Below are 25,160 nucleotides of genomic sequence, written 5' to 3'. Positions count from 1 at the left end.
CAATACTCCACAGTAATTCCTTATGTTGTTCACGTAAGGAATTACTGTGGGCTTATCGAATCCTATTACACGTCGAGGTTTTCTACCGCCAGGGCATTGGTCTCGATAAAGTCACGGCGTGGCTCTACCTGATCGCCCATCAAGGTGGTAAAGATCTGATCTGCTGCGATAGCATCTTCAACGGTTACCTGCAGCATACGACGGCTCTCTGGGTCCATGGTGGTTTCCCAAAGCTGCTCCGGGTTCATCTCACCTAGCCCCTTATAGCGCTGGATACCGTAGCCTCTGCGGCTCTCGCCCATCAGCCAGTCCATCACTTCAGGGAAGCTGCCAACAGGGTGCTGCTTCTCGCCGCGCTGGATAAAGGCACCCTCTTCCAATAGACCCACCATTTTCTCACCCAGAGCGCAGATAGATGCGTACTCAGCGGAATCGAAGAACTCGTGGTTAATCAGGTAGTCACTGCCAACACCGTGGGCCACGATATGGATATGGGGCAGGAATAGGCCGCGCTCGGTGTTCTCCTGAACCGTCACTTCGTGACGACGGGTTCCACCACTCTCTTCGTCACCGAGTTTCTCCTGGAGCTTCTCACTCCAAGCTGCGACTTTCTCCTGGGACTGGAGGTCTTCCTGAGACAAGTTGGGCAGGTAGATCATGCTGCGCAGCACTTCCTCAGGGTACAGACGCGACAGGCGGTCGATTGTCGCCAGTACGCTGCGGTACTCGCCTACCAGGCTTTCCAGGGAGGCACCAGAAAGCCCAGGGGCATCCTGGTTCACAAACAGCGTGGCGCCTTCCAGGGCGGCGTTAGTGAGGAACTGGGTTAGAGCGCCCTCATCCTTAAGGTACTGTTCCTGTTTGCCCTTGGAGATCTTATACAGCGGCGGCTGGGCGATGTAGATATGGCCCCGCTCGATCAGCTCCGGCATCTGGCGGAAGAAGAATGTGAGCAACAGGGTACGGATATGGGCTCCATCCACGTCAGCATCGGTCATGATGATGATGCTGTGGTAACGCAGCTTGTCCGGGTTGAATTCGCTCTTGCCGATGCCACAGCCCAGTGCGGTAATCAGGGTACCCACTTCGGCGCTGGAAAGCATTTTGTCGAAGCGCGCTTTTTCCACATTGAGGATCTTACCCTTCAGCGGCAGGATCGCCTGGGTGCGACGATCGCGGCCCTGCTTGGCAGAACCACCAGCGGAGTCACCCTCCACCAGGTAAATTTCAGATAGTGCCGGGTCTTTTTGCTGGCAGTCCGCCAGTTTCCCGGGCAGGCCGGCAATATCCAACGCTCCCTTGCGGCGAGTCATTTCGCGGGCCTTGCGGGCCGCCTCACGGGCTTTGGCCGCGTCGATCATCTTGGTGACGACAGATTTGGCTTCCTGTGGGTTCTCCATCAGGTAATCTGTGAAGTGGTGGCCCATCTCCTGCTCTACAGCGGGTTTCACTTCGGATGAAACCAGCTTGTCCTTGGTCTGGGAGGAGAATTTCGGGTCCGGAACCTTCACAGAGATAATCGCGGTGAGACCTTCCCTGGCGTCATCGCCAGTGGTGTTCACTTTGTCTTTCTTGCCCAGGCCTTCCCGCTCGATATAGCTGTTCAGGCCACGGGTCAGGGCTGCACGGAAGCCCGCCAGGTGGGTACCGCCATCGCGCTGGGGAATATTGTTGGTGTAGCAGAAGATGCTTTCCTGGAAGCTATCGTTCCACTGTAATGCCACCTCTACTGCAATTCCGTCTTCACGCTGGCTCTGGAAGTGCAGAACCTTGTTAATCGGGGTTTTGTTCTGGTTGAGGAACTCCACAAAGGCACTCAAACCACCTTCGTATTCATAGACCTCTTCCTTACCACTGCGCTCGTCCTTCAGGACAATACGCACACCGGAGTTCAGGAAGGACAGCTCGCGCAAGCGTTTGGCCAGCACGTCGAAATGGAATTCGATATTGCTGAAGGTATCCTCTGAGGGTTTGAAGTGCACTGTGGTGCCGGTGGTATCGCTGTCACCCACAACTTCCAGAGGTGCCTGGGGCACACCGTGGTGGTAGGTCTGCTCGTGGATCTTGCCACCGCGACGGATAATCAGCTTCAGCTCCTTGGACAGAGCGTTTACTACCGATACCCCTACCCCGTGCAGACCGCCGGAGACCTTGTAGGTGTTGTCATCAAATTTACCGCCCGCATGAAGGACGGTCATAATCACTTCTGCTGCAGAGACCCCCTCTTCCGGGTGAATCTCTGTTGGGATACCACGGCCATTGTCCGATACAGAAATGGACTCATCCGGGTGGATGGTTACACGGATCTCATCACAGTGGCCGGCCAGCGCTTCATCGATGGAGTTGTCAACCACCTCGAATACCATGTGGTGCAGACCGGTGCCATCATCGGTATCACCAATATACATTCCGGGGCGCTTGCGCACCGCATCCAGGCCTTTTAATACCTTGATACTGCTTGAGTCATAGCTTTGCTGCTCTGACATTTATTCGCTCCATTCAACTTATTGTGCGGCCGAAGCTTCGGCACTGATCTTCCCATGTTCCACGTGGAACACTTTTGGGCAATTCCAAGGGGCATCTAGCTGCCGCCAGGGGCGGCTTGTAGTGCCCTCCTCAATTCCGGTTACAAGCACCTGGCTGGCACAACGCCCTACCCAGTGCGCAAAAATCTGTTGATTGTATTCATCCAGCTCCGCTGGCAGATCGTCAACCAGGAATACCGGTTTCTCCCGGTGACGACACACCAATTGCGCCATAGCCGTTCGGACAGCACATACCAGCATCTTCTGCTGGCCACGGGATAAAACATTGTGCGCTGACTCTCCCGCAACGGTAAAACGGAGATCTGCCCTGTGAGGCCCAGTGCGGGTATGCCCTTGACTGAGATCACCCTCCCGAGACTCCCTAAGCGCCTCAGCCAGCTCGACCTCCTTTCGCCAACCACGCCGATAGCTTATATCCACTTTGTGTAACAGGCTAAGAGGCAACCCCACCAGAAGCGCGGTCACAGCCGCTCGCAGCTCATGGAATTGGCCCTGACGCAGGCTGTCTACCCTCTCGCCACTCTGAGCCAACTGATGCTCCCAAATCCCAATCGCATCAGCGTCGATTTTACCACGTCGCAACAAGGCATTTCGCTGCTTCAATGCGATTTGGTAGTTTTTCCATTCCTGCGCAAAAAGATGTTCCACGTGGAACACTGTCCAATCCAGAAGTCGCCTACGTACACCGGGCCCGCCATCCAGGGCGGAGAAGCTATCACTATTGATCAACTGCAAGGGCAGACAACTGGCGAGCTGTGAACTGGACTCAGCTGCCGTCTGGTTGATACGCACACGACCACTACCGTTGGCCAGACGTTCAACACCGAGGTTGAGCCCCGTATCCAGCTGGGTAAAAACCGTAAGTCCGGGCTGATCATGTTGAATAACAGATTTATGCTGACGAGATCTAAAGGAGCGACCTGTAGCCAACATATGTACAGTTTCAAGGACTGAAGTTTTGCCACTCCCATTTACACCACAGAACAGGTTTACTCCTGCGTCCAAAAACAGGTCAGCTTGAGAGATATTACGAAAATTGGAGATCAGAAGACGGGTCAGTGCCATAGACCCTTCTCCTCGCTAGCCGGGGGAATGCCAGCCGCAAGATTCTGAAAAAACAAAGGGACCACCTGTCCATGATACAAAGCGGTCCCCTCTCGAAAGTGAGCCAAGCTTCTCAGCCTGAGTCTTATAGGCGCATCGGCATAATCACATAGAGGGCATCGCCCTCCTCAGGCTGCTGCAACAGCGCACTGCTGTTGGCATCCGCCAGACTGATGCGGATTTGGTCACTGTGGATTGCACCGGTAACATCCAGGAGATAAGAAACATTAAAGCCAATCTCCATAGGCTCTCCCACATAATCCACCAACATCTGCTCCTCAGCCTCCTCCTGTTCAGGGTTGTTGGCAATAATTTGCAGTAACCCCTCGGAAACCTGTAAGCGTACACCGCGATATTTCTCGTTAGAGAGAATGGCCGCACGGGAGAATGCCTGGCGCAGCCCCTGGCGATCGGCATAAACAACATTGCCTGCACCTCGTGGCAGAACGCGCTCGTAATCCGGAAACTTGCCATCCACCAATTTGGAGGTAAACGTAAACTGGCCACTAACAACACGGATATGGTTATTACCCAGTACCACCTGCGCCTGGGTATCAGTGTCCTCTAGCAGACGACCAAGTTCCAGTACACCCTTACGGGGAACAATAGCTTGTATCGGAGTTGAAACATTTAATCCCGGCGCATCCCGATCACAGAGGGCCAGCCGGTGACCGTCAGTGGCGACGGCACGAAGTTGCTGTGGGCGGCACTCGAGCAATAAGCCATTCAGGTAATAGCGGACATCTTGCTGAGCCATGGCAAAGCTAGTCGCTTCAATAAGGCGGCGGATCTCACGCTGGGAGATGTCGAAACGTGTTTGGGCGCTTGCTTCCTCCTGATTGGGGAAGTCGGCAGCAGGCAGGGTTGATAACTGGAAACGGCTGCGCCCACTGCGCAGCACCAGGCGCTCACCATCGCGCTCAAATTTTAATTCAGCACCATCGGGCAAAGATCGGCAGATATCCAACAATTTACGTGCTGGGACTGTCACCTCACCTTCCATCTCCACACCGTCCACCGGCAGGCGGCCAACAATCTCAACCTCGAGATCAGTCCCAGTCAGGGACAGCTCTTGCCCCTGTAATTGCATCAATACATTGGCCAGGACCGGCAAAGTCTGGCGCTTCTCGACAACGCCGGCTACCAGTTGTAGCGGTTTCAGCAGGGCGTCCCGGCTTACATTGAATTTCATCGGTAGTTTCGCCTTGTTTGTCAGTTATTCGATTAAGTGGTCAACGACCGTGTCAGTAACTTTACGTCCTCACGGATATCCGCGTCGGACTCCTGCAGTTCGCGGATTTTACGGCAAGCGTGCAGGACAGTTGTATGATCCCGCCCGCCGAAGGCATCGCCGATCTCCGGCAAACTATGATTGGTGAGCTCCTTGGCCAATGACATGGCAACCTGGCGCGGCCGCGCGACGGAACGACTGCGTCTTTTAGAGAGCAGGTCCGCTACCTTAATCTTGTAGTATTCGGCAACCACTCGCTGAATATTGTCCACGCTTACTAATCGGTCTTGCAGGGCCAATAAGTCCTTTAAAGCCTCACGCACCAGAACATCATCAATTGCACGACCGGTAAACTGGGCATTTGCAATCACCCTGCGCAGAGCGCCTTCCAGTTCCCGGACGTTGGACCGGATACGCTGAGCAATAAAGAAAGCAGAATCGTGCGGCAATTCCACACCAAATTGCTCGGCTTTCTTCATTAATATTGCCACGCGAGTCTCCAGTTCCGGAGGCTCCACGGCTACAGTCAATCCCCAGCCAAAACGTGACTTGAGACGTTCTTCGAGGCCATCGATCTCCTTGGGGTAGCGGTCGCAAGTCAGAATAATTTGCTGCCCGCCCTCAAGAAGTGCATTGAAAGTGTGGAAAAACTCCTCCTGGGAGCGCTCCTTACCCGCAAAAAACTGAATATCGTCAATCAGCAGGGCATCAACAGAACGGTAATAGCGTTTGAAATCACTAATCGCATTAAGCTGCAGCGCCTTTACCATATCCGCTACAAAACGCTCGGAATGCAGGTAAACCACTTTGGCATTGGGATTACGCTCTAACAGGGCATTACCGACCGCATGCATCAAGTGTGTTTTACCAAGGCCGACGCCACCATATATAAAGAGTGGGTTATAAGCTCCACCGGGGTTATCGGAAATCTGCTGCGCAGCCGCAAGGCCAAGTTGATTAGATTTACCCTCAACAAAAGATTTAAAGGTGAAGTTACGGTTGAGCGAACTGCCATGTTTGATAGCCCCCTCTACCTCCACCTGGCGCGCCGGCGGTTCTGGAATTGAGCGTGCCATCTCACCCATAGCCGGAGGGCGCAGATCAGTGAGTGCCAGTTCCCCTGTCGTCATCTGCTCCGCAGTAGCCTCCTCTGCCACGGCCGGATGAGGGGTACCTCGCAAACCACTTCCAAAGGCTCCAACCGGCATGGGTTGCACGGGTAATGAAGAGGTCGCTGCAGATAGTGGGGAAGATGCTGTTGAAGACGGTGGTGGACTATGCCAATTGCCATTAGATGCCAAACCGCCGCGAGCCGCTGAAGTATCTGGTGATGCTGGTATAGCCGACGGTACCTTAGGAGGTATAGGTGTAGACGTCGGTACTGGTGACGGTGCGGGCTCGGCCATAGTTCGATTACGCTGAAAACGCGCAGGGCGGCGCGCAGTAATTTCCAGGGCCACCTGCAGTGGCTGACCGGGAGAAAACTGATGCACGAGTTCACGGATACGATTCAGGAATTTTCCGCCAACCCAGTCCAACACGAAGCGGTTCGGCGCGATCAGGCGCAACTCGCCCTCCGCACATGCGGGATTGACGCGTAACGGTCTGATCCAGGTATTGAACTGCTGCGACGGTAGCTCGTCCTGCAAACAACCAGCGCACTGCTTCCAAACGGATTCAGTCAAGAAACCCCCCAAAACCCCAATATGGTAAGACCACTGAGAAAACGGCAAGACCGGACAAAGAAACGTCCGAGGCCGTCAAAATAAGATCGGCGCAGTATACCTTTCTAGCAGTAGGTTATCCACAAGAAAGGATACCTCTGTTGAAAAATAAGCGTAAAAAAGTCCACACAATCAAGTAATTGAACAACAATTAATCAGCTGTTTGGCTAAGACATAAAAAATTATCCACAGATACCTGTGCATATCTTGGGATCAATCAGTGGGCATCGCGAGATACTTCAAGCGCCTCAAGGGCTTGATAAATTGACGGGAAATAGAACGCAAAATTTGTCAGCGAAGGAATCGAATTTCCCCTGCCAGTGCGTTGCTTTCACTGCTGCCTTTCTATACAATCCGCGGCCTTCGCAGCGCGTAGCTCCGTCTGCCCCGGCTTTGTGCCGGACCGGAGTCCAGGCCGCGGCCGGGGATGGTCCCGAGAAACTTCGAACACAAAGTCTCAGGTAGCAAGACTATGAAACGCACATTTCAACCCAGCAACTTGAAGCGCAAACGCACTCACGGTTTCCGCGCTCGTATGGCAACCAAAAACGGCCGTAAAATCCTGGCCCGCCGTCGCGCTAAAGGCCGCAAAGTACTGTCTGCATAATATCTCTTCTTTTTAGAGATTCTCCCTATGCAGCAGGTGCGCAGCAGCTTTGGATTTGCCAAGACTCTGCGCCTGCTTAATGCGGCGCAGTATCGCAAGGTTTTCAATGAAAACGTTGTGCGCGCCGCGCACCCCCACCTCCTGATCCTCGCATGCCCCAGTGATTCTGAGCATCCGCGCCTCGGCTTGGTAATTGCCAAGAAGCATGTGCGCAACGCCTCCGACCGCAATCGAATCAAGCGAATTACCCGAGAAACCTTCCGCTTGCAGCAACACCAGTTGCCGCCGCTGGATGCTGTAGTATTGGCTCGCCCGGGGGTTGCAGATCTGGATAAGGCCGCACTGGCGAAGACACTAAACAAGCTCTGGCGCAAGCTGGCCAAGCGCGCGCAACAGCCACAATCGAAGTCATGAAGTGGCTACTGATCAAGCTGATACACGTCTACCGCTATCTGGCCAGCCCATGGGTAGGTAACCAGTGCCGCTTTTACCCAACCTGCTCGCGATACTCCGAAGAGGCGATTGAAACTCACGGAGCCTTAAAGGGGGGTTATTTAACTGCGCGCCGCCTTATAAAATGCCACCCCTGGCACCCTGGTGGACTGGACCCAGTTCCCCCCACCAAACACAAGAACACGCTCTAGGTATTAAGATGGATTGGCAACGCTATACGCTGCTCGGTGGAATTCTCGCGGTTCTCCTCGCACTTATCTTCCAGTGGAATGCATTTCAAGAGCAGCACACTCCTGAACTCGACCGCGAAACCATAGTTCACAACGATATACAGAGCGGCAACCAAATCCCGGCGCAGACCAGCGAAAACGGCAATGGCGATGTACCCCAACTGGAGTCTCAAGCGCCAGCAGAGACAGGCACCGAGGGCGGCCAACGCACGCTCATCAATGTCACCACCGACGTCTTTGATCTGCTCATTGATCCTCGTGGCGGTGATATCGTAAAAGTGGCCCTGCGACAGTTCCAAGAAAAACTGGATACGCCTGACCAGCCCTTAATCCTGTTAAACCAGACCCGCTATCACACCTATATCGCCCAGAGTGGTCTGATCGGTAACAACGGCACCGATAGCGCCGCTGGCCGCCCCCTATTTAAGGTTGAAAAGACCAACTACGCCATGGTCGAAGGGCAGGATCAGCTGATTGTGGACCTGACCCTGCAGCAAGAAGGTGCAAATATCACCAAACGCTACACCTTCAAACGTGGTGACTACCTCGTTCAGGTGGCCTACCTGGTAGATAACACCAGCGCCAAGCCTTGGTCTGCCGCCATGTTTGGCCAGATCAAGCGCGATGCCAGTGAGCCGGTGACCGATACCGGTTTTGGTATGTCACCCTTCCTCGGTGCCGCTCTTCACACCAACGAAGAAAATTACTTCAAGCAGGATTTTGAAGAAATCGCCGAGAAACCCACCCGCACCACAGTGGAAGGCGGTTGGGTAGCCATGGTGCAGCACTATTTCCTTAGCGCCTGGATTCCCCCACAGGATGAACGCAACACTTTTGAGCTGCGCGAATTGTCCAACGGACTCTTCCGTATGGGCTTCACCGCCCAGCCGGTACAAATCCCCGCCGCGACTCAGGGCGAGCTGAGCGCTTCCTTCTATGCCGGCCCCAAGGATGTCTACCGCCTGGAGGAGATCTCACCCTATCTGGACCTGACCGTGGATTACGGCTGGCTGTGGTGGATTGCCAAACCGCTGTTCCGCGTACTGCACTTTATTCAGGAGCATATTGTCAGCAACTGGGGCTGGGCGATTATCCTGCTCACCGTATTTATCAAGACTCTGCTGCTGCCTTTATCCGCCGCAGGCACCAAGTCCATGGCTCGTATGCGCAAGTTTGCGCCGCAGATGAAAAAACTGCAGGAGCAATACAAGGACAACCGGCAGAAACTCGCGGAGGAGACCATGAAGCTCTACCGCCGGGAGAAGATCAATCCAATGGGCGGCTGTTTGCCAATCCTGTTACAGATGCCGGTATTTATCGCGCTCTACTGGATGCTCACTGAAACTGTGGAGCTGCGCCATGCACCCTGGATTTTCTGGATTCACGATCTATCGGCAAAGGATCCTTACTTTATTCTGCCGGTTCTGATGGGTGCCTCCATGTGGTTTATGCAGAAGCTAAACCCAGCCCCTACTGACCCCACCCAGGCACGTATCATGCAGCTGATGCCAGTAATGATGACCGTGTTTTTCCTGTGGTTCCCGGCCGGCCTGGTACTCTACTGGATTGCCAACAACCTGATCACTATCGGCCAGACCTGGTATATCAACAAGCAGGTAGATGCCGGAAAGTACTGATCTACCCACAGCAAGCACTATTAACAAGGGCCGCAAAAGCGGCCCTTTTCCGTTCTGTCGAGTACACTCTGCCGATGACACAACAAAGCCTCAATCGCGAAACTATCGCCGCCGTCGCCACCGCCCCTGGGCGCGGTGGCATTGGTATTATCCGTCTCTCCGGCGCCAATGCCCTGCAAGTTGCCCAAAAAATCTGCGGAGCAAAGCCCCTGGAGCCCCGCTATGTCCACTACCGGAATTTTTATCATGGCGAACAACTGATTGATCAGGGCCTGGCTCTGTTCTTTCCCGGCCCCAACTCTTTCACTGGAGAAGATGTGGTCGAACTCCAGGGGCATGGAGGCCCGGTTATTCTCGACCAATTGCTACAGGCAGCCATTGAACAGGGGGCACGCCAGGCACGCCCTGGCGAATTCTCTGAACGGGCTTTTCTCAACGACAAAATAGACCTTACCCAAGCCGAGGCCATCGCCGATCTAATCGATGCAGGCAGCTCCCAGGCAGCGCGCAACGCCATGCGCTCACTACAGGGGGCTTTTTCCGAGAAGATTGAGGACCTGGTAGAGAGCCTCACCCACCTTCGTATCTATGTTGAAGCGGCCATCGACTTTCCGGAAGAGGAAATCGACTTCCTCGCCGATGGCAAGGTCGCCGCAGATATTGAAGCTCTACTAGCCCAGGTCACATCGGTAGAAGTTCAGGCCCGTCAGGGCGCCATCATGCGAGAGGGTATGCGGGTGGCCATCGCTGGTCGCCCAAATGCGGGAAAATCCAGCCTGTTAAACGCCCTCGCAGGGCACGATGCAGCTATCGTTACGGATATTGCCGGTACCACCAGGGATATCTTGCGCGAACATATCCACATTGATGGAATGCCCCTGCAATTTGCCGATACCGCTGGCCTGCGCGATGCACCAGATAAAGTCGAACAGATCGGAATTGAGCGTGCCTGGGTGGAAATACACCAGGCCGACCGAGTCCTATTGGTAATGGATGCAGAACAGCTGCACTCCCTGAATCCTACTGAGGCCTGGCCCGAATTCACCAATCAGCTAAACGACCTTAGCAAGCTGACATTGATTTTAAATAAGATTGACCTCACCGAATACAGTGCTGGCCTGCAAGCACATACCGAAGGCGTACCTGTCATCGCTATCAGCGCTAAGACAGGCGCGGGCCTCGATAGCCTAAGGGAGCACCTAAAGCAGAGCATCGGATTTAGCGGTGCAGCAGAAGGTAATTTCAGTGCCAGGCGCCGGCACCTGGACGCCCTGGATCGCGCTAAGGCCTTTATTGAGCAGGGACAGCAACAATTGCACTCTAGTGGGGCTGGAGAACTGCTAGCAGAGGACCTACGCCAAGCCCAACAGGCATTGGGTGAAATCACCGGGACAGTCAGCGCTGACGAACTTCTGGGCAAGATATTTGGCAGCTTCTGTATCGGCAAATAGTAAGCTGCCTGCTTCTCGCCGGTTTACTCTACACGGGGAGTGACCAAGAACTCCCCTTTATCCCCCGTATTTCCCCAGCTTATCTTCCCTGGCACAACATCCACACCCCCTGTACACAGGAAAACCTCAGAATTATTGAGGTGAATTAATTCTATCCCCACTTTTCCCGGACTTTTCCCCTGAACTCATTACACAGTCTGCTATGCAATGCCGCGAGGAAAGCAACCTCTGAGTATTCCATCAGCTTCCTCTCTCGGTAAGTTATACATGTCCACGGGGATTTCCCGTGGATAAAACTATTAATCCGCATCTCACGGCTAACTCACATCCTTGAGTCCTTATATTCACAGGTTTATACATTATTCAAGATTACACACAGGTATCCCTCGTAGAACCTTGGCAAAATCCCACCGACCCTAGTCGAAAAAATACTAGTGTGAGCAAAAAAGGGGATAAATACCCGTAAAGATGGCTAATCATATGATGATAACTTTGAGCCTAAGACTCGATACGCAAAGTTATCCCAAGTTTCCACAACGCCATACCCTACTTGCACCCCCTACTACCAAGGGGTTTAAACTGTAGTTTTACTTGATGTAACCCATTGATTTTAATGATTTTTTTTGTTTTATACCGCATTCCAAACGCGCTAATAAAAACAATAAAATCAAAACACTTCATATAAGAGATATATTCATTCTTTAATAAGAGCATTTAGAGATAAGTAATCTTTCATTCAAAAGGGCCTAAGCAAGACTCAATTTCCGCCTTGCTGGATAGGGAGCTCATACAAAGTATCTGAGAGTGAGAAAGATAAAAGACCAGCTATGACAAACAGCTAATTGCTGAGGGGCGTACACTGACTATAAAATGTGCGCCCCCAGTTGTAACCAGTAGCAGCCACTATGGATTTCCCCAAAAACTATGATGTAATCGTGATCGGCGGAGGCCACGCAGGTACTGAAGCCTCCCTGGCAGCCGCGCGAATGGGAGCTTCTACCCTGCTGCTGACTCACAATATCGAGACTCTTGGGCAAATGTCCTGCAACCCGGCCATAGGTGGCATCGGCAAGAGTCATCTCGTTAAGGAAGTCGATGCCCTCGGTGGTGCTATGGCAGCGGCAACAGACCTGGGCGGAATCCAGTTCCGGGTCCTCAATGCCCGCAAAGGTCCTGCGGTAAGGGCAACTCGGGCCCAGGCCGATAGAGCCCTGTATCGCGCTGCTATCCGTTCGATCCTGGAGGCACAGGAAAACCTGGAGATCTTCCAGCAAGCGGCGGATGACCTGATTGTCGAAGGTGAACGCGTTGTGGGCGTTGTCACCAATGCAGGTGTGCGCTTTCGCGCCAAGACAGTGGTACTGACCGCCGGGACTTTCCTCGGTGGGCGTATACATATCGGCTTGGATAACCACGCCGGCGGTCGCGCTGGAGACCCGCCCTCGATTGCCCTTGCAGATCGTCTGCGGGAACTGCCTTTCCGCGTCGACCGCCTCAAAACCGGCACCCCTCCCCGTATTGATGCCCGCTCGGTAGATTTCAGCGAGCTGGAGGAACAGTGGGGAGATAGCCCCACACCGGTGATGTCTTATTTGGGCAGCCGCGATCAGCACCCGCGCCAGGTCTGCTGCTGGATTACCCACACCAATGCCCGCACCCATGAAATTATCCAGGGTGGGCTCGATCGCTCGCCCATGTATTCCGGCGTGATTGAAGGGATTGGCCCGCGCTACTGTCCCTCCATCGAAGACAAGGTGCACCGCTTTGCGGACAAAGATAGCCACCAGGTGTTTATCGAGCCGGAAGGGTTGACCACCAACGAGCTGTACCCCAATGGTATTTCCACCAGCCTGCCCTTCGACGTACAGATTGAGCTGGTGCACTCCATCAAAGGCTTTGAAAAGGCGCATATCACTCGCCCTGGCTATGCAATTGAGTACGATTTCTTCGACCCGCGCGACCTTTTGCCGTCCCTGCAAACCAAATTTATCCAGGGGCTCTACTTTGCCGGACAGATCAATGGCACCACCGGCTACGAGGAAGCGGCTGCCCAGGGACTTCTGGCTGGCGCCAACGCCGCCCTACAGGCCCAGGAGCGCGAAGTCTGGTCCCCGCGTCGGGATGAAGCCTACCTGGGCGTGCTTGTGGATGATTTGATCACCAGTGGTACCAAAGAGCCCTACCGCATGTTTACCAGCCGCGCGGAATATCGCTTGCTGCTCCGTGAGGACAATGCTGACCTGCGTCTGACTGAAAAAGGCCGCGAATTGGGCCTGGTCAACGATACCCGTTGGGCCGCGTTCAGTGAAAAGCGCGAGGCGATCGCCCGGGAAACCCAGCGACTGCAAGATACCTGGGTGCACCCAAAGACGCCCCAGGCCGCCTCCGTAGAAACCAAACTGCCACAGCCATTGGCGCGGGAGTACAGCCTGATGGACCTGCTGCGCCGTCCGGAACTGGGCTATCAGGATGTGGCGGGCCTCAAAGGGGAAGCGGTAACCGACGAGCAGGTTGCCGAACAGGTGGAAATTTCGGCCAAGTACGCCGGCTATATCGATCGCCAGCGCGAGGAAATTGAGCGCTTGCAGGCCTACGAAGATACCCCGATCCCGGCGGACTTCGACTACAGCGATATTTCCGGTCTATCCAATGAGGTTAAGCAAAAGCTGGGAGAGACCCGCCCGGATACCCTGGCGCGGGCCTCGCGGATACCGGGCGTGACGCCCGCATCCATATCCCTGCTGCTGATCCAGTTGAAAAAGCGCGGGCTGCTCAAGCGCAAAAAAGCGGTATAAATCGGTTGTCCACAGGGTATCCCGCGAGGCCCTGCGGGGTTTGAATTTCGCGGGACTACTGGGGGATAGACCCATTTCTCACTCAATGGAACAGTTTCGTCCGCGCCTGTTAGAGGCGGCGGCACAGATGTCGGTGACACTCAGTGACCGGCAGCAGGATCAGCTACTGGAATACCTGGCGCTTTTTGCCCGCTGGAACAATGCCTACAACCTGTCCGCCATACGCGACCCGGAGCAGATGCTGGAGCGCCATATTATCGACAGCCTCAGTGTGGTAAATCTCTGTGGCGAAGGCTCTTTAATCGATGTGGGTAGCGGAGGCGGCCTGCCGGGAATTCCCCTGGCAATTGTGCATCCGGAGCGCGCCATCACCTTGCTCGACAGCAATGGCAAGAAGACCCGCTTCCTGTTCCAGGTGGCCAGCACCCTGCCCCTGCCCAATATCACGGTAGTCAATGAGCGGGTAGAAGCCTTTGTGCCAGATCAGCCTTTTGCCGGTGTGGTTTCCCGCGCCTTTGCCTCCATCGAGGATATGGTCAATGGCAGTGAGCACATGTTGGCACCCAAGGGTCGTTTTTATGCCATGAAGGGCAAGCTGCCTGAGGATGAGTTGAGCGCTCTGCCAAAAGGCATTAAGGTCGAGCAGGTGCACCGGTTGTCGGTGCCCGGCTGCGACGGTGAGCGACATATGATTCAGCTCTGTCGCACAGAATAAGATGATAGTTTGGCGGGTTTATCGCCCGCCCAATCCTGCTCCCCTATCGTGGGGCACAACAGCCGCCGCCCGAAGCCGAGCCGGCGTCGGGGCAAACGCACCCGGAAACAACAAAGGACAAGAATCTTGAGCAAGATATTTGCTGTGGCCAACCAGAAAGGCGGGGTTGGCAAGACCACTACCTGCGTCAACCTGGCCGCATCTTTGGTTGCCAACAAGCGGCGCGTATTGCTGATCGATCTGGACCCCCAGGGCAATGCCACCATGGGCAGTGGTGTGGATAAAAGTGACCTGGAGGTGTCCGGTTACGATGTGCTGGCCGCTGAATTACCCGTTGAGCAGGCCATTGTATCCACAGAGAGCGGTTTTGATTTGATCCCGGGCAACGGTGACCTGTCTGCGGCAGAGGTGGAGTTGCTGAATCTGGAGGGGCGCGAATCCCGCCTGCGCCGCGCCCTGGCTGCGGTGAGCAATCGTTATGACTACGTGATTATCGACTGTCCGCCATCGTTGAATATGCTGACGGTAAACGCCCTCTGTGCAGCTCACGGCGTATTGATTCCCATGCAGTGTGAATACTATGCCCTGGAGGGGTTATCAGCACTGGTGGATACCATCACCCAGATCCAGCAGGCCGCCAATCCGGACCTGAAAATCGAGGGCATCTTGCGCACTATGTACGATCCGCGCAACAGTCTCACCAGCGAAGTGTCGGCGCAGTTGCAGGAGTTTTTCGGCGATCGCCTGTATCGAACCTGTATCCCGCGCAATGTCCGTTTGGCAGAGGCTCCCAGCTTCGGCAAGCCGGCGCTGGATTACGACCGCCATTCGAAAGGGGCTATTGCCTACCTGGCACTGGCTTGCGAAATCAATCGCCGCCATCCCGCCAATCCATCTTCCAATAAGAAAAGCCGCCCTGTGGCGGAAGCCGTATAAGGGGTAATTACTATGGCCGCCAAACGCAAAGGACTGGGCCGGGGTTTATCCCACCTGATCAGCAATAAAAACAGCACCGCGATCGCCGAGGCTACCGGTGAAGCTGAAACCGAAACCGCCGTGGTCGACGGTGAGTTGAAGGAGTTGCCGATAGAGTTTTTGCAGCGCGGCCGCTACCAGCCACGCCGGGATTTTCCACAGGAATCCCTGCAAGAGCTGGCGGACTCGATACGCGCCCAGGGCATTATGCAGCCGATCGTCGTGCGCGGTATCGGTGAGCAGAGCTATGAAATCATCGCCGGTGAACGGCGCTGGCGCGCGGCCCAATTGGCGGGACTGGAGAAAGTGCCGGCACTGGTGCGCAGCGTTTCCGATGAAGCGGCCATCGCTATGGCGCTGATTGAAAATATCCAGCGCGAAGACCTGAATCCGGTAGAGGAAGCTGTAGCCCTCAAGCGTTTACAGGATGAGTTCAAGCTGACCCAGCAGGAAGTGGCCGATGCGGTGGGCAAATCCCGAACTGCCGTGACCAACTTACTGCGCTTATTGAGCCTCAGCGAAGAGGTGCGCACTTTCCTGGAGCGTGGCGATTTGGAGTTGGGCCACGCCAAAGCATTGCTCGGTCTCTCCGGTGCCACCCAGCGTTCTGCCGCGCGCCAGGTAGTCGAGCGCAGCCTCACCGTGCGCCAGACAGAGGCGCTGGTGCGCCGCTTGCAGCAGCCAGCTGCGCCTGCGCCGGAAAAAGCTAAGCCCGATCCCAATATCCGCCGCCTTACCGAGCGCCTGGCAGAAAAAGTCGGTGTGCCCGTGTCTATCGATCATAACGATAAGGGCAATGGTCGCCTGGTGCTCAAATACACGACCTTGGAAGAGCTGGACGGAATCCTAGCCCATCTGGGTTACGCCGAAGATTGAGCCAACAAAGAAATGCGCGCCCTGGTGGCGCGCGCAATAACTGTTGGCAAATACTCACTGCGCTGGGCAATTCCGCCCAAAACCTCCCGAAAATCAAATAAGTTGGCGACATTTGCCGGTTGAATCGGCGATGCTGTTGCAGCATAATTCGCACGCCCAAATTTTGGGCGGACAGCGCAAAAAAGTCGGCTTATCCCGTCTATGACAAAACCCCCGGTATTACGAATAGCCGCGGTACAGCTTTTGCTGGTATCGGTGGCCAGTGCGGTACTGCACTTGAGTGGCAAACCGGTGACGGCGCTCTCCGTATTTATTGGTGGTGCATTGTGTGCACTGCCTGGCGCATATTTTGGCAGGCGCGCCTTTCGCGACAGCGGTGCGCGCGCGGCCCCTCGTGTGGTAGGTAATTTCTACCGCGCGGAAACCGGCAAATTTATATTGACCATGGCAGGTTTTGCAGCGGTGTTTGCCACCGTCAAGCCAATAAATGCTGCGGCGCTTTTTATTAGCTACGCCCTCTGTGTAATCGTGCAGTGGATTTTGGTAGCGCGCATGGTCCGCTAGCCGGTGGATAAGAAAAAAGAATTCTTACTTTTACGATTGTTGAGGAACTATGGCAGGCGAAGCTCAAACCGCGACGGCGTATATCCAACACCACCTGCAAAATATGACTTATGGCAAGCTGCCGGCCGGGTATACCCGTGCCGATGGCACTGTGCTCAATGAGTCTACATGGACTATGGCGCATTCCTCCCAGGAAGCTGCGGATATGGGCTTTTGGGCCCTGCACGTAGATACCTTGGGTTGGTCTATCGGCCTCGGTCTGATTTTCTGCTTCCTGTTTGCCCGCGCGGCTAGGAAGGCCAGTGTGGACAGACCCACCGGGTTCCAGAGCTTTGTGGAGCTGGTAACCGAGTTTATTGACAAGCTGGTTAGGGAAACCTTCCCCCACCGCAACACAATGGTAGCCCCTATGGCGCTGACCATCTTTGTGTGGGTGTTCCTGATGAACCTGATGGACCTGGTACCGGTGGACTGGCTGCCGATGGCTGCCGCCAAGATCTCCGGAAATGATCACCTTTTCTTTAAAGTGGTTCCAACCACTGACCCCAACGCCACCTTGGGTATGGCTCTGGCGGTATTTGCGCTGATGATTTTCTTCAGTATTCGCGAAAAAGGTGCACTCGGCTTCCTAAAAGAGCTGACTCTGCACCCTTTCCATACCGGCAAGTTGTTCTTTGACATTCTGCTGATCCCGGTGAACTTCCTGTTGGAAGCTGTTTCTCTCATTGCCAAGCCGATCTCCCTGGGCCTGCGACTGTTCGGAAACCTCTATGCCGGTGAGATGATCTTTATCCTGATCGCGATTGTCTTCGGTGTGGGTGTCCTCGGCTTTATCGGTGCGGGTCTCCTGCATATGGGCTGGGCGATCTTCCATGTGCTGGTGATCATCCTTCAGGCGTTCGTATTTATGGTATTGAGCACCGTGTACATGGCGATGGCGCACCATCGCGACGATGAACACGAGCACGATCAATAAGTTTTTAACCCTTTTTTCGACCTCTACAACAACTCTTTAACTTTGATTTGGAGAACACAATGGAAGCATTAGGTCTGGTTTACATCGCAAGTGCACTGCTGATCGGTCTGGGCGCCCTGGGCACCGCTATCGGTTTCGGTACTCTGGGTGGCAAACTGCTGGAAGGTTCCGCCCGTCAGCCTGAACAGGCCCCGGCTCTGCAGGGCAAAATGTTCCTGATGGCAGGTCTGCTTGACGCGGTTCCGATGATCGGTGTTGGTATCGCTATGTACCTGATCTTCGCCGTAGCTCCTGGTCTGGTTTAATTACGCCGTTCCAATTGCCCTTAACCCTATTTAAAGAGCAAGAGGTGTCGGTGTGAATATCAACCTGACTCTAATCGGCCAGTCGATTACTTTCCTGTTTTTCGTCTGGTTTTGCTGGAAGTTTGTTTGGCCGCCACTTTTGGGCGTGATGAAAGAGCGTGAGCAGAAGATCGCAGATGGTCTCGCTGACGCCGAACACGCGCAGAAGGATCTGGAACTGGCCAAGCGCAAAGCTGCCGAGCAGTTGAAGGAAGCCAAAGATCAGGCTAACGAGATTATCGATGGTGCCAACAAGCGCGCCAATCAGATTCTCGATGAAGCCAAGCAAGCGGCGCAGTCTGAAGGCGATCGTCTCAAGATTGCCGCTAAAGCTGAGATCGACCAGGAAGTGAATCGCGCGAAAGAGCAACTGCGCAGCCGCGTGGCAGATCTGTCTGTCCTTGGTGCGGAGAAGATTCTTGCGGTCAATATCGACGCTAAAGCGCACAACGACCTGATCGATAAACTGGCAGCCGAGCTGTAAGCGAGGAACCCCATGGCGGAACTCAGCACACTGGCCCGGCCCTACGCTAAAGCCGCATTTACCTATGCGCAGCAAGCCTCCGACCTCAGCGGTTGGAGCACTGCGCTGGAAACCGCGGCGGCGGTCAGCCAGAACAAAAAAGTGCGTGAGCTGCTGGATAACCCACAGCTCACCAGTGAAGAGCGCGCAGATAAATTCCTGTCGATCTGTTCAGACGAGCTCGGCGAGCACGGAAAGAACTTCATCCGGTTGCTGGCGGAAAACCACCGTCTGCAGCTGCTGCCGGAAATTTCCGAGTTGTTCGAAGAGCTGAAAGCGCGGGCAGAAGCCACCCTCGAGGTGGAAGTTGTTTCCGCACACGCCTTGAGCGACGCGCAGGCGCAAGAGCTGGGCCAGAAACTCAGCAAGAAGTTTGAACGCGAAATACATCTGCACAGCTCGGTGGACGAGAGCCTGCTGGGCGGCGCGATCATCCGCGCCGGTGATACAGTCATCGACGGTACCGTACGCGGCCGTCTGGCCAAGCTCGCCGAGGCGATGAACTCCTAAATTACTCTCCCCACCGGCACTAGCCGGCGGGGGACTTGAGGAACAGAGCATGCAGCAACTGAATCCCTCTGAGATCAGTGAAATCATCAAGAGCCGCATCGAAAATCTCGATGTGAGCACTGAAGCCCAAAATGAGGGCACTATTGTTTCCGTATCCGACGGCATCATCCGCATCCACGGCCTGGCCGATGTGATGTACGGTGAGATGATCGAGTTCGAAGGCGGCGTTTACGGTATGGCGCTGAACCTGGAGCGCGACTCCGTTGGTGCTGTAATCCTGGGCGACTACAAGGCGCTGGCTGAAGGCCAGAAATGTCGTTGTACCGGCCGTATCCTGGAAACCCCGGTTGGTCCGGAACTACTCGGCCGCGTTGTAGACGCGCTGGGTAACCCGATCGACGGTAAGGGCCCGCTGAATAACAAGCTGACCGATGCGGTGGAAAAAGTAGCGCCTGGCGTTATCGCCCGTCAATCCGTTGACCAGCCTGTACAAACCGGTTTGAAAGCGGTTGATACGATGATCCCGATTGGCCGTGGCCAGCGTGAGCTGATCATCGGTGACCGTCAGATCGGTAAGACTGCTGTGGCGATCGACGCCATCATCAACCAGAAAGGCACTGGCGTTAAGTGTATCTACGTTGCCGTGGGCCAGAAGCAGTCCTCTATTGCCAACGTAGTGCGCAAGCTCGAGGAGCACGGCGCTATGGACCACACCATCGTAGTCGCCGCTGGCGCCGCCGATCCGGCTGCGATGCAGTTCCTGGCTCCCTACGTCGGCTGTACCATGGGTGAGTACTTCCGCGATCGCGGTGAAGACGCCCTGATTGTATACGATGACCTGACCAAGCAGGCTTGGGCCTACCGTCAGATCTCCCTGTTGCTGAAGCGTCCACCCGGGCGTGAAGCCTACCCCGGTGATGTTTTCTACTTGCACTCCCGTCTGTTGGAGCGCGCTGCGCGTGTAAACGCTGAGTATGTAGAGAAGTTCACCAACGGTGAAGTGAAAGGCAAAACCGGTTCCCTAACCGCCCTGCCGATCATCGAAACCCAGGCTGGTGACGTATCCGCGTTCGTACCGACCAACGTGATTTCCATTACCGACGGTCAGATCTTCCTCGAGACCGATCTGTTCAACTCCGGTATCCGCCCTGCGATCAACCCGGGTATTTCCGTATCCCGTGTAGGTGGTGCAGCGCAGACCAAGGTAATCAAGAAGCTGTCCGGTGGTATCCGTACCGCTCTGGCCCAGTATCGCGAACTGGCTGCATTCTCTCAGTTTGCCTCTGACCTGGACGAAGCCACTAAGGCTCAGCTGGATCACGGTGAGCGTGTAACCGAGCTGATGAAGCAGAAGCAGTACTCTCCGCTGTCTATCGCGGACATGGCAGTTTCCGTTTACGCTGCCGACAAGGGTTACCTGAAAGAAGTAGAAGTTGCCAAGGTTCTCGATTTCGAAGCCGCCCTGCTCGCTTACATGAATAGCGAACACGCAGAGCTGATGGAGAAAGTGAACGCGACTGGTAACTACAACGACGAAATCGACGCAGCGTTCAAAGCCGCTATCGAGAAATTCGTCGCTACTAGCAGCTGGTAAGAACTCCCTGGAGAGCGCGAAAGAGCGGCGTGTCCGCTCTTTCGGAATCTAACTTCCAGCGAACAAGGTAAATCACTATGGCAGGCGGAAAAGAAGTACGCACAAAAATTGCCAGCATCAAGAGCACGCAGAAAATTACTGCCGCAATGGAAATGGTTGCGGCCAGTAAAATGCGCAGGGCTCAGGATCGCATGGCACTGGGGCGTCCCTACGCCCAGCGCATACGCGCAGTGATCGGCCACGTCGCCAACGCTTCGGCCGAGTACCAGCATATTTACCTGCGGGAGCGCGAGGCCAAGCGGGTCGGTTTTATCCTGGTATCCACTGACCGCGGACTCTGTGGTGGCCTGAACATCAATATGTTCAAAGCCGCTATTCGCGAGATGCAGGCGTGGTCCGAAAAAGGTGTCGACGTCGAAGTCTGCGCGGTAGGTAACAAGGCGGCCAGTTTCTTTAATGCCATCGGCAGCAAGGTTGTCGCAGCGGTACGTGATCTGGGCGATGCGCCCCAGGCTAACCAGCTGATTGGCTCAGTAAAGGTAATGCTGGACCGTTACGCAGAAGGCGATATCGATCGTCTGTTCCTGGTATCCAATGAGTTTATCAACACTATGTCCCAGAAGCCGCAGGTTGAGCAATTGCTGCCGCTGCCGAAGGACGAAGATGAAAAGCTCATGCACGAGTGGGACTACCTCTACGAGCCGGATCCGGTTGAATTGCTGGATGGATTGCTGGCTCGCTATATCGAGTCCCAGGTATACCAGGCAGTAGTTGAAAACAAAGCCTGTGAACAGGCAGCGCGTATGATCGCGATGAAAAGCGCCACCGATAACGCCGGTGAGCTGATCGATCAGTTGCAGCTTGTCTACAACAAGGCGCGCCAGGCGGCCATTACCCAGGAACTGTCCGAAATTGTCGGCGGCGCGGCGGCGGTTTAAACCGCTGCCCTCACCTGAAATGGCCAGCCTAGAAAGAATTTAAAGCTGAGGATCCGGAAATGAGTAACGGGCAAATTGTGCAAGTGATCGGAGCGGTCATCGACGTGGAATTCCCACGCGATTCTGTTCCGAATGTATACGACGCACTGGTGGTTGAGGACAAGAACCTCACCATGGAAGTGCAGCAGCAGTTGGGTGACGGCGTGGTACGCGCTATTGCCATGGGTTCATCCGAAGGTATCAGCCGCGGTCTGCCCGTGCGCAATACCGGCGCTCCGGTTTCTGTACCGGTTGGCCTGGAAACCCTCGGTCGCATCATGGACGTGCTCGGCAACCCAATTGACGAGTGTGGCCCTATCGGTGAGAAAGAGCGCTCCTCTATCCACCGCGCTGCGCCGACCTACGAAGAGCAGTCCAGCTCCACCGAACTGCTGGAGACCGGCATTAAGGTAATCGATCTGGTTTGCCCGTTCGCCAAGGGTGGTAAGGTTGGTCTGTTTGGTGGTGCCGGTGTCGGTAAAACCGTGAACATGATGGAACTGATCAACAACATCGCTACCGAGCACTCCGGCCTGTCCGTGTTCGCCGGTGTTGGTGAGCGTACCCGTGAAGGTAACGACTTCTACTACGAGATGGCTGAATCCGGCGTTGTTGACCTGGAAAACAAAGCGAACTCCAAAGTGGCGATGGTTTACGGGCAAATGAATGAGCCGCCCGGCAACCGTCTGCGTGTAGCCCTGACCGGCCTGACCATGGCGGAAAAATTCCGTGATGAAGGCAAAGACGTACTGTTGTTCGTCGACAACATCTACCGTTACACCCTGGCCGGTACCGAAGTATCCGCACTGCTGGGCCGTATGCCTTCTGCGGTAGGTTACCAGCCGACCCTGGCCGAAGAGATGGGTGTTCTACAGGAGCGTATTACCTCCACTAAGACCGGCTCTATCACCTCTATCCAGGCGGTATACGTACCGGCGGATGACTTGACCGATCCGTCTCCGGCGACCACCTTCGCGCACTTGGACTCCACTGTAGTACTGAGCCGCGACATCGCCGCTAAAGGCATCTACCCGGCTGTTGACCCATTGGATTCCACTTCTCGTCAGCTGGACCCGCAGGTAATCGGTCAGGAACACTACGAAGTGGCCCGTGGCGTACAGTCCGTACTGCAGCGCTACAAAGAGCTGAAGGACATTATCGCGATCCTGGGTATGGACGAACTGTCTGAAGAGGACAAGCAGACTGTAGCCCGCGCCCGTAAGATCGAGCGTTTCCTGTCCCAGCCGTTCCACGTTGCGGAAATTTTCACCGGTGCACCAGGTAAATATGTTTCCCTGAAAGAAACCATCCGTGGCTTCCAGGGCATCCTGAACGGTGAATATGACCACATGCCTGAACAGGCCTTCTACATGGTGGGAACCATCGACGAAGCTGTGGAAAAAGCCAACAAGACCAAAGGCTAAGCCAGAGAGGCATATACTATGGCCATGACAGTACATTGTGACATTGTCAGCGCCGAGCAGTCTCTCTTCTCCGGACTGGTGCAGATGGTGATTGTGAGTGGTATTGAAGGTGAGCTGGGTCTCTCCTACGGCCACGCGCAGCTGCTTACCGCCCTGAAGCCCGGTCCGGTACGCATCATCAAGCCCGGTGGTGAAGAGGAAGTACTGTTCGTCAGCGGTGGCTACGCCGAAGTGCAGCCGAATATGGTTACCATCCTCGCGGATGTAGCCGAGCGTGAAATTGATGAGGAAGCCGCGCAGAAGGCCCGCGAAGAAGCGGAACACGCCCTGCACAAGGCACCATCTGAAGTCGATTATGCGCGTATCTCAGCCCAGCTGGCTGAAGCCGAGGCGCGTCTGCGTACTTTGCAGGCAATCCGCAAGGCGGCCGGTAAGTAAGTAGCTCTTATATTTGTGTAGGGCCGACTTCAAGGCAAAAAAAGCAGCTTCGGCTGCTTTTTCTATTCTTGTTGGCTTCTTTTTCTGGAAATCTACCTTCCTACACTTTTCACCTACAATCTTTACACTTAATTCATTATATGGGATTGGGTAAAGTTGGCTTTGGTGAACTCGTCCCCCTCCCTATTCAACTCATTGTTAATTACTGAATGCTACCTAAAGTATAAATTTGTGTAGAAAAAGGTATAAGAATATATCTATACATAAGTGCGATTTTTTATTCCTATACTATGTCCATGTGAAACACTTGTGAAATTACTCTGTTATTTTAAGACATGGATTCAATGGACTATAAAAATTTAAATTTCTTGCTATGACCGTCAATTGATAGCTACCTCTTTGTAGAAAAAGTCAATTCCTTCAACGATTCCAAAAGTTGCTAAACGTGGCCACCAACCATTCAGATTTATGATAGTCAGTATGAAAAATGATAAATTCCGGTATGATAAGTTTGCTCTGGCGGTCTAATGACCTAGCCCTTGATGGATACTGATCGATCTCACTCTCTTGAAAAAACCGAATATTTTCCCTTCTTAAATTGCCGGACCGCCGTCAGGAAGGTGTTGGTGGGCGTTAAATCGTCGTCTAGAGTGCGCTATAAATTGTGAAATATCCTTTTTATTTGCCTGAGCTTCATTGCATGATCTTGTAATAAATGTGATTAATGTAAAGACTAGCCATTTAAGGAGTTTTGAACTAGATAATTAGATTTTCCTATTAATTTATATATCTAAAGGAAATATTTATAATTTTTTATAAACAACTATTTTTAGAAGATGCAATTTATTAGGTTAAATGTAGCATCAATTTAGGAATATGAAATTCTATTTTTATAGACGAATTTTCGTGGCATTTATATCAAATTGGTACTGAAAGATTACTGATCTCTCTATCCAGAATAAATTAATAATTCGTAGTGCTAAAATTTCTAAATGGTATTATTGGAGTTTAGTCTGTAATGTTGAAGCATCCTGATCATGTCACAATTGTGGTGAATGAACTTCAATCGAGTGTGAAGTTCTTCCAGCTGCTGAACTTTGAACTAGAAGTTACAGATCTAATTTCAGGGGAAAAAGTATCCAAGTATTTACAGGTAGAGAATGTAGAAGCTGATCATTTAACCATGGTTCTGAAAAATTCTTCCCCTAGATTTGAAATACAACTTTTGCACTATAGAAATCCAAAGGTTAAGTCAGATCCGTCTATTTTTAGTCTGGCACGCCCCGGCTACAATCATTTATGCTTTGCAGTAGATGACATTGAGAAAACCCTTAAATTCTTGAATGAGAATGGTATCCGTACTCGAAGTGAAATACTCGAGTACCAAAAACGCAAGCTTGTATATATTGAGGGTCCGGAATTTATTACTATTGAGTTGGCTGAGTGGTTGTAGGGGAATTTCATTA

The 25,160-nt window shown here is 53.8% G+C and carries 23 protein-coding genes; 19 read left to right on the top strand and 4 right to left on the bottom strand.

Features of this window, described 5'->3' with window-relative positions; translation table 11 throughout:
- Window positions 1-65: 65 nt before the first annotated feature.
- From gyrB to dnaA, 4 genes are all read right to left on the bottom strand, one after another.
- Window positions 66-2,486, bottom strand: coding sequence for a DNA topoisomerase (ATP-hydrolyzing) subunit B (gene gyrB, locus ACJJI7_RS06815; protein WP_282952041.1), 2,421 nt, complete (start codon window positions 2,484-2,486; stop codon window positions 66-68).
- A gap of 18 nt (window positions 2,487-2,504) precedes the next feature.
- On the bottom strand, window positions 2,505-3,611 hold the full coding sequence (recF, locus tag ACJJI7_RS06810; protein WP_282952042.1) for a DNA replication/repair protein RecF: 1,107 nt from the start codon (window positions 3,609-3,611) through the stop codon (window positions 2,505-2,507).
- 124 nt (window positions 3,612-3,735) lie between these two features.
- Complete coding sequence (gene dnaN, locus ACJJI7_RS06805; RefSeq protein WP_020413882.1) at window positions 3,736-4,842, bottom strand: DNA polymerase III subunit beta; 1,107 nt, start codon at window positions 4,840-4,842, stop codon at window positions 3,736-3,738.
- A 32-nt stretch (window positions 4,843-4,874) separates the two neighbouring features.
- A complete protein-coding gene (gene dnaA / locus ACJJI7_RS06800; protein WP_040628923.1) occupies window positions 4,875-6,566 on the bottom strand; it encodes a chromosomal replication initiator protein DnaA in 1,692 nt (563 codons plus the stop codon).
- Window positions 6,567-7,077: 511 nt separating this feature from the next.
- Between dnaA and rpmH the strand changes: the two genes are divergently transcribed.
- The 19 genes from rpmH to ACJJI7_RS06705 all read left to right on the top strand — a co-directional run bounded on the left by rpmH (window position 7,078) and on the right by ACJJI7_RS06705 (window position 25,147).
- Window positions 7,078-7,212, top strand: coding sequence for a 50S ribosomal protein L34 (gene rpmH, locus ACJJI7_RS06795; RefSeq protein ID WP_020413885.1), 135 nt, complete (start codon window positions 7,078-7,080; stop codon window positions 7,210-7,212).
- 27 nt (window positions 7,213-7,239) lie between these two features.
- Entirely contained in the window at window positions 7,240-7,626 is a 387-nt protein-coding gene (rnpA, locus tag ACJJI7_RS06790; RefSeq protein WP_020413886.1) for a ribonuclease P protein component, read from the top strand.
- Window positions 7,623-7,856, top strand: a complete 234-nt coding sequence (gene yidD, locus ACJJI7_RS06785) for a membrane protein insertion efficiency factor YidD (protein ID WP_083922742.1) — start codon at window positions 7,623-7,625, stop codon at window positions 7,854-7,856. The genes rnpA and yidD overlap by 4 nt, the downstream gene beginning before the upstream one ends.
- 8 nt (window positions 7,857-7,864) lie before the next feature.
- The gene (gene yidC / locus ACJJI7_RS06780) at window positions 7,865-9,532 is read left to right on the top strand and encodes a membrane protein insertase YidC (RefSeq protein WP_353375848.1); all 1,668 of its coding nucleotides are present in this window, start codon (window positions 7,865-7,867) and stop codon (window positions 9,530-9,532) included.
- Window positions 9,533-9,606: 74 nt separating this feature from the next.
- Window positions 9,607-10,983, top strand: a complete 1,377-nt coding sequence (gene mnmE, locus ACJJI7_RS06775) for a tRNA uridine-5-carboxymethylaminomethyl(34) synthesis GTPase MnmE (protein ID WP_282952044.1) — start codon at window positions 9,607-9,609, stop codon at window positions 10,981-10,983.
- Between the two features lie 905 nt (window positions 10,984-11,888).
- The gene (gene mnmG / locus ACJJI7_RS06770) at window positions 11,889-13,778 is read left to right on the top strand and encodes a tRNA uridine-5-carboxymethylaminomethyl(34) synthesis enzyme MnmG (RefSeq protein WP_282952045.1); all 1,890 of its coding nucleotides are present in this window, start codon (window positions 11,889-11,891) and stop codon (window positions 13,776-13,778) included.
- 85 nt (window positions 13,779-13,863) lie between these two features.
- Window positions 13,864-14,493, top strand: coding sequence for a 16S rRNA (guanine(527)-N(7))-methyltransferase RsmG (gene rsmG / locus ACJJI7_RS06765; protein WP_444902427.1), 630 nt, complete (start codon window positions 13,864-13,866; stop codon window positions 14,491-14,493).
- 126 nt (window positions 14,494-14,619) lie between these two features.
- Window positions 14,620-15,429, top strand: coding sequence for a ParA family protein (locus ACJJI7_RS06760; protein WP_282930567.1), 810 nt, complete (start codon window positions 14,620-14,622; stop codon window positions 15,427-15,429).
- A gap of 12 nt (window positions 15,430-15,441) precedes the next feature.
- Window positions 15,442-16,344, top strand: coding sequence for a ParB/RepB/Spo0J family partition protein (locus ACJJI7_RS06755; RefSeq protein ID WP_020413892.1), 903 nt, complete (start codon window positions 15,442-15,444; stop codon window positions 16,342-16,344).
- Between the two features lie 201 nt (window positions 16,345-16,545).
- On the top strand, window positions 16,546-16,908 hold the full coding sequence (locus tag ACJJI7_RS06750) for an ATP synthase subunit I (RefSeq protein ID WP_282952046.1): 363 nt from the start codon (window positions 16,546-16,548) through the stop codon (window positions 16,906-16,908).
- A 49-nt stretch (window positions 16,909-16,957) separates the two neighbouring features.
- A complete protein-coding gene (gene atpB / locus ACJJI7_RS06745) occupies window positions 16,958-17,884 on the top strand; it encodes a F0F1 ATP synthase subunit A (RefSeq protein ID WP_020413894.1) in 927 nt (308 codons plus the stop codon).
- A gap of 59 nt (window positions 17,885-17,943) precedes the next feature.
- Window positions 17,944-18,189: a F0F1 ATP synthase subunit C gene (gene atpE / locus ACJJI7_RS06740; RefSeq protein WP_020413895.1), complete on the top strand. Its 246-nt coding sequence runs from the start codon at window positions 17,944-17,946 to the stop codon at window positions 18,187-18,189.
- A gap of 52 nt (window positions 18,190-18,241) precedes the next feature.
- Complete coding sequence (locus ACJJI7_RS06735; RefSeq protein WP_020413896.1) at window positions 18,242-18,712, top strand: F0F1 ATP synthase subunit B; 471 nt, start codon at window positions 18,242-18,244, stop codon at window positions 18,710-18,712.
- Between the two features lie 12 nt (window positions 18,713-18,724).
- Window positions 18,725-19,261 (top strand): F0F1 ATP synthase subunit delta, encoded by a 537-nt coding sequence (locus ACJJI7_RS06730; protein ID WP_282952047.1) that lies wholly within the window; start codon window positions 18,725-18,727, stop codon window positions 19,259-19,261.
- 49 nt (window positions 19,262-19,310) lie between these two features.
- Window positions 19,311-20,855 carry a F0F1 ATP synthase subunit alpha gene (gene atpA, locus ACJJI7_RS06725; protein ID WP_020413898.1) on the top strand — a complete coding sequence of 515 codons (1,545 nt, stop codon included), beginning with the start codon at window positions 19,311-19,313 and terminating at the stop codon, window positions 20,853-20,855.
- Window positions 20,856-20,932: 77 nt separating this feature from the next.
- Complete coding sequence (atpG, locus tag ACJJI7_RS06720) at window positions 20,933-21,793, top strand: F0F1 ATP synthase subunit gamma (RefSeq protein WP_020413899.1); 861 nt, start codon at window positions 20,933-20,935, stop codon at window positions 21,791-21,793.
- A 59-nt stretch (window positions 21,794-21,852) separates the two neighbouring features.
- Window positions 21,853-23,256 (top strand): F0F1 ATP synthase subunit beta, encoded by a 1,404-nt coding sequence (atpD, locus tag ACJJI7_RS06715; RefSeq protein ID WP_020413900.1) that lies wholly within the window; start codon window positions 21,853-21,855, stop codon window positions 23,254-23,256.
- Between the two features lie 18 nt (window positions 23,257-23,274).
- Window positions 23,275-23,694: a F0F1 ATP synthase subunit epsilon gene (locus ACJJI7_RS06710; protein WP_020413901.1), complete on the top strand. Its 420-nt coding sequence runs from the start codon at window positions 23,275-23,277 to the stop codon at window positions 23,692-23,694.
- 1,018 nt (window positions 23,695-24,712) lie between these two features.
- Window positions 24,713-25,147 carry a VOC family protein gene (locus ACJJI7_RS06705; RefSeq protein WP_051089517.1) on the top strand — a complete coding sequence of 145 codons (435 nt, stop codon included), beginning with the start codon at window positions 24,713-24,715 and terminating at the stop codon, window positions 25,145-25,147.
- Window positions 25,148-25,160 lie beyond the last annotated feature (13 nt).

The sequence above is a fragment of the Microbulbifer variabilis genome (assembly GCF_056232115.1).
This window is presented reverse-complemented; position numbering and strand designations above follow the sequence as displayed.

What these genes read in the sequence shown, in the direction of transcription:
- gyrB (WP_282952041.1), bottom strand. Translation starts at nt 2,486, where the DNA reads ATGTCAGAGCAGCAAAGCTATGACTCAAGCAGTATCAAGGTATTAAAA.
- recF (WP_282952042.1), bottom strand. Translation starts at nt 3,611, where the DNA reads ATGGCACTGACCCGTCTTCTGATCTCCAATTTTCGTAATATCTCTCAA.
- dnaN (WP_020413882.1), bottom strand. Translation starts at nt 4,842, where the DNA reads ATGAAATTCAATGTAAGCCGGGACGCCCTGCTGAAACCGCTACAACTG.
- rpmH (WP_020413885.1), top strand. Translation starts at nt 7,078, where the DNA reads ATGAAACGCACATTTCAACCCAGCAACTTGAAGCGCAAACGCACTCAC.
- rnpA (WP_020413886.1), top strand. Translation starts at nt 7,240, where the DNA reads ATGCAGCAGGTGCGCAGCAGCTTTGGATTTGCCAAGACTCTGCGCCTG.
- yidD (WP_083922742.1), top strand. Translation starts at nt 7,623, where the DNA reads ATGAAGTGGCTACTGATCAAGCTGATACACGTCTACCGCTATCTGGCC.
- yidC (WP_353375848.1), top strand. Translation starts at nt 7,865, where the DNA reads ATGGATTGGCAACGCTATACGCTGCTCGGTGGAATTCTCGCGGTTCTC.
- mnmE (WP_282952044.1), top strand. Translation starts at nt 9,607, where the DNA reads ATGACACAACAAAGCCTCAATCGCGAAACTATCGCCGCCGTCGCCACC.
- mnmG (WP_282952045.1), top strand. Translation starts at nt 11,889, where the DNA reads ATGGATTTCCCCAAAAACTATGATGTAATCGTGATCGGCGGAGGCCAC.
- rsmG (WP_444902427.1), top strand. Translation starts at nt 13,864, where the DNA reads ATGGAACAGTTTCGTCCGCGCCTGTTAGAGGCGGCGGCACAGATGTCG.
- ACJJI7_RS06755 (WP_020413892.1), top strand. Translation starts at nt 15,442, where the DNA reads ATGGCCGCCAAACGCAAAGGACTGGGCCGGGGTTTATCCCACCTGATC.
- ACJJI7_RS06750 (WP_282952046.1), top strand. Translation starts at nt 16,546, where the DNA reads ATGACAAAACCCCCGGTATTACGAATAGCCGCGGTACAGCTTTTGCTG.
- atpB (WP_020413894.1), top strand. Translation starts at nt 16,958, where the DNA reads ATGGCAGGCGAAGCTCAAACCGCGACGGCGTATATCCAACACCACCTG.
- atpE (WP_020413895.1), top strand. Translation starts at nt 17,944, where the DNA reads ATGGAAGCATTAGGTCTGGTTTACATCGCAAGTGCACTGCTGATCGGT.
- ACJJI7_RS06730 (WP_282952047.1), top strand. Translation starts at nt 18,725, where the DNA reads ATGGCGGAACTCAGCACACTGGCCCGGCCCTACGCTAAAGCCGCATTT.
- atpA (WP_020413898.1), top strand. Translation starts at nt 19,311, where the DNA reads ATGCAGCAACTGAATCCCTCTGAGATCAGTGAAATCATCAAGAGCCGC.
- atpG (WP_020413899.1), top strand. Translation starts at nt 20,933, where the DNA reads ATGGCAGGCGGAAAAGAAGTACGCACAAAAATTGCCAGCATCAAGAGC.
- atpD (WP_020413900.1), top strand. Translation starts at nt 21,853, where the DNA reads ATGAGTAACGGGCAAATTGTGCAAGTGATCGGAGCGGTCATCGACGTG.
- ACJJI7_RS06710 (WP_020413901.1), top strand. Translation starts at nt 23,275, where the DNA reads ATGGCCATGACAGTACATTGTGACATTGTCAGCGCCGAGCAGTCTCTC.
- ACJJI7_RS06705 (WP_051089517.1), top strand. Translation starts at nt 24,713, where the DNA reads ATGTTGAAGCATCCTGATCATGTCACAATTGTGGTGAATGAACTTCAA.